Origin of the sequence: Mesorhizobium sp. M7A.F.Ca.CA.001.08.2.1, from assembly GCF_003998455.1 — a bacterium.
Taxonomy (GTDB): Bacteria; Pseudomonadota; Alphaproteobacteria; order Rhizobiales; family Rhizobiaceae; genus Mesorhizobium; species Mesorhizobium ciceri.
The window spans coordinates 1-3,162 of record NZ_RZPW01000720.1; the positions used below are offsets into that span (position 1 = coordinate 1).

Consider the following 3,162-nt stretch of genomic DNA (forward strand, 5'->3'; position numbering starts at 1 on the left):
CGATCAGCTTCGGCTTCTTCTGACCAGGCAGGACATGTTCGGACATTCAATGCACCTTGTCGGAGTGGAGATGCATTTCGATCTTGTTGAGCGCCTTTGTCAGGACTTCGACCGCCTGCAGATTGACGGCAAAGTCGAAGTTGCCTTGCGCCGTCTCGAATATCAGAACGCCGAGGTCTCGTCGTCGACCAGCATGCCCATCCCAATGCCGATCGGCATATATGGCGGTTTATCTGGCATGGCCTTTCTCCTTCACAGGTGACGGTCCCCGTGCTCGCGGTGTTCAAGGCAATACCAATGCGACGGCTGTCTCGGCCGTGCGAAACCGAACGGCGCGCCCTTGGCGCATCCAGCAAACTCGCAGACGTGGTTTTCGATCCGCGAGCGCTCACGCGGAACCGCTGACATGCCTTCGGCAAGCCTGGCGGGTTCGTCACTCATCCGTATCGCCTGCCAAGAGGCGGAGCATTCAGCGCGTCGAGTTGATCTTGAAGGCGGCCGTTGAGCACAATCATCTCTTTCAGCGCCTTCATCGCGTCGCCCTTGTGCTTGGCGACGAACTTGTCAGCGACGGCCTGCAACGCCGCCTCCTGGCGGCTGTCCAGCGTGATGATGTAATCCATGACGATACCTCCCGCTGTTTAGAACAATGAGCCCTGCGCCGCCTGTTGCGGAACCTTGATCTGCGTCGCTGGCTTGTCGACGATCACAAGAGCATCATCGGGTGCGGTGCGCTGCAGACGCTTTGCTTCCGACCAAGGCGCGGTAAGCCAGGTCTCGATTTGTTCTGGCGTGGTCAGCATCACCGGCATGGCCTTCTCATGGATGCCAGCGACTAGGTCGTTGGGTTTGGTCGTCATGAAGCCGTAGACCTCGTGATCGCCGGGGCCGTCCTTGACCTTGCGCACGCCATGCCATGGTGTCCAAAGGCCGGCAAAGAAGAAGAGCGGTCTGTTCTCGTCGACGGCAAACCAATAGTTGCGCTTGATGCCTGTTTCCGGGTCCATCTCAGTCGGGTTGGGACTAGGCTCCGCGAAGCTGGTCACCGGAACAACGCATCGGTGGTCGACGCCGACATATTGCTGCCAGTGGGCGTACTGTGGATTGCGCACGTTCGTGGTGCCTGGGTCGGAATTGCCCCTGACGCGCTCCAACGGCGTCGGCATGCCCCAACGGAGACTGGCAAGCTCGCGCTGGCCGTCCGATGCGTTGCGGACTACCGGCCCGAATTGGTTGGGATAGATATCGATCGACGGTTCCATGTTGCCAAGAATGTCACGCAGGGCACCTGTGAACTGGCGAATGGCTTCTTGCGACGTGGTGATGTTGTAGAGATTGCACATGTCCTGCCCCTAATGACGTACGCCAGCCTTCTTGCTTTCTCTCAGATAAATGTCGGTCTGTTCGCGCATGGCGTCCGAGAGCGACAAGGCCAGATCGAGGTCTTCCGGATAAATGGCCAGGATCCAACAGGCCGTCAGCTCGGCGATTGCCTGCTTCTGACTGACATCGGATAGGCCGCGCATTTGCTTGCCCATCTTGCTGACGGCCCGGTGTATGGCAGGCCGTTCGCGCTTTACGGTGGCATAAATCTCAGGCTGCTCGGACTCGGTGACGATGACCGACTTCATGGGAGTGTCTCCAATTTGCCGACAGTGAACAAAATGAGAACACCAGAGTCAAGAGCCCCTTGACCAACAGGAATATGTTCCTCATTTCAAGGCATGCCCGAGACCTATGCGCCGAAGCATCGCGACTACCCGCTGTCGAAGCTGAACGACACCATGCGCCTGGTGCGCGTGCGGTGCCGCTACTGCAAGCGGCTGCACAATTATGCGCCTTCCGATCTCATCCAGATATTCGGCGACGTCGACGTCGACTCCTTGGCCTTCCGGATCAAGTGCGAGAACGGCAAGGACCACGGCAGGCTGGAGGTCGAGGCGTTCGTGCCAACAGGACGCGAAGCGGTCGGCTTGCGCATCCGCCGCCTCGTGGCAATCAAGATCAACCGCGTGCCGATCTGGCGCGAAGATCCGGCATAGGGGACAGCGATGGCTTATCCCCAATCCGCGGCGATCGTCTCAGCCTGACGTACAACAAGGTCGACGGCAGCCTTCTGCAGGTCCGGAGGGTAGCCATACCGGGCAAGCAGCTTTCGAACCTCTATACGCATTTTGGCGCGGACGCCTTCCTTCCGCGTCCAGTCAATGGTCGCCGAAGCGCGGATCGTCTGGACGAGCAACTGCGCAAGTGTCCGCAGCGTCTCGTGCGCCATCAGTTCCTTTGCCGATCCGTTCTCCGCCAGCGCCTCGTAGAATGCTATCTCTTCTTCGGAGAGGCCCAGTTCGCGGGCGCGCGCGGCGTTCTCTCGGATCTCGTTGGCAAGGTCGATGAGTTCCTCGATAACCTGTACGCTGTCGACGGCGCGGTTATGGTACTTTCTGAGAGTCTCGTCGAGCCGCTCGCTTAATTTGGTAGATTGGACAATGTTAGTCCGTGCGTGCGATCTGATCTCATCAGCAAGCAGTCGCCGAAGGGTTTCGATCGCGAGGTTTTCGTGCCTGCTGCCACGCACCTCGGCTAGGAATTCCTCGGAGAAGATCGAAAGATCGGGCTGCTCAAGGCCAGCAGACTGGAAGACGTCAAGTATCCCATCAGCCATCACCGCGCGCGAAAGGAGTTGGCGGATGTCGCGTTCCACCGTGGCGCGGCTGCGTCCCCCGCCAGACGTGTACTTCACCAGGTTCGCCCTGAGGGCCGCGATCAACGCGATCTCATTCCGCTTCGCCGTGACCCGCTCCTCACCGGCGCTGATCGCATAAGCGACCTCGAGTTTCAGAGCGACGTCGATGAAGGCGTCGCGTTGCTGGGTCGACAGAAGGTGCTCGAGGCACTGCTTGAGAAGCGTAAGGCGCTGAACAGGACTTGCCCCAAAGAAGGAACGCCACGGTGCGCCTTCCAGGAACGCCAATGCGCTTTCAAGATTTGTAAGCGTCTGCCGAACCGCCTCGTCGGCGTCCATCCGCACCTGATCGCGATCGCCCTGGGTGTATTTCGAAAGCGCTGCCTTCAGTTCGGCTCCGATGCCGAGATAGTCAACGACCAAGCCACCTGGCTTATCCCCCCAGACGCGATTTACACGCGCGATGGCCTGCATAAGGC

General features: G+C 59.4%; 6 protein-coding genes. 2 read left to right on the forward strand and 4 right to left on the reverse strand.

Annotation, left to right across the window (positions count from 1 at the left end; genetic code table 11):
• Positions 1-262: hypothetical protein (locus EN914_RS38460; protein WP_206527269.1), on the forward strand; the 262-nt coding region annotated here is incomplete at its 5' end.
• Positions 263-437: 175 nt separating this feature from the next.
• Here EN914_RS38460 and EN914_RS38465 read toward each other — a convergent pair.
• Genes EN914_RS38465 through EN914_RS29660 form a run of 3 tightly spaced genes read right to left on the reverse strand, consistent with a single transcriptional unit; the run spans position 438 to position 1,631 of the window.
• Positions 438-623, reverse strand: a complete 186-nt coding sequence (locus EN914_RS38465) for a hypothetical protein (RefSeq protein ID WP_024505045.1) — start codon at positions 621-623, stop codon at positions 438-440.
• An 18-nt stretch (positions 624-641) separates the two neighbouring features.
• A complete protein-coding gene (locus EN914_RS29655) occupies positions 642-1,343 on the reverse strand; it encodes an SOS response-associated peptidase (RefSeq protein ID WP_024505046.1) in 702 nt (233 codons plus the stop codon).
• 9 nt (positions 1,344-1,352) lie between these two features.
• A complete protein-coding gene (locus EN914_RS29660; RefSeq protein ID WP_024505047.1) occupies positions 1,353-1,631 on the reverse strand; it encodes a hypothetical protein in 279 nt (92 codons plus the stop codon).
• Between the two features lie 93 nt (positions 1,632-1,724).
• Here EN914_RS29660 and EN914_RS29665 point away from each other — a divergent pair, with 93 nt between their 5' ends.
• Positions 1,725-2,042 (forward strand): hypothetical protein, encoded by a 318-nt coding sequence (locus tag EN914_RS29665; RefSeq protein ID WP_024505048.1) that lies wholly within the window; start codon positions 1,725-1,727, stop codon positions 2,040-2,042.
• A 14-nt stretch (positions 2,043-2,056) separates the two neighbouring features.
• Here EN914_RS29665 and EN914_RS29670 read toward each other — a convergent pair.
• The coding region (locus tag EN914_RS29670; protein WP_127389458.1) for a DUF3387 domain-containing protein at positions 2,057-3,162 on the reverse strand (1,106 nt) is incomplete at its 5' end.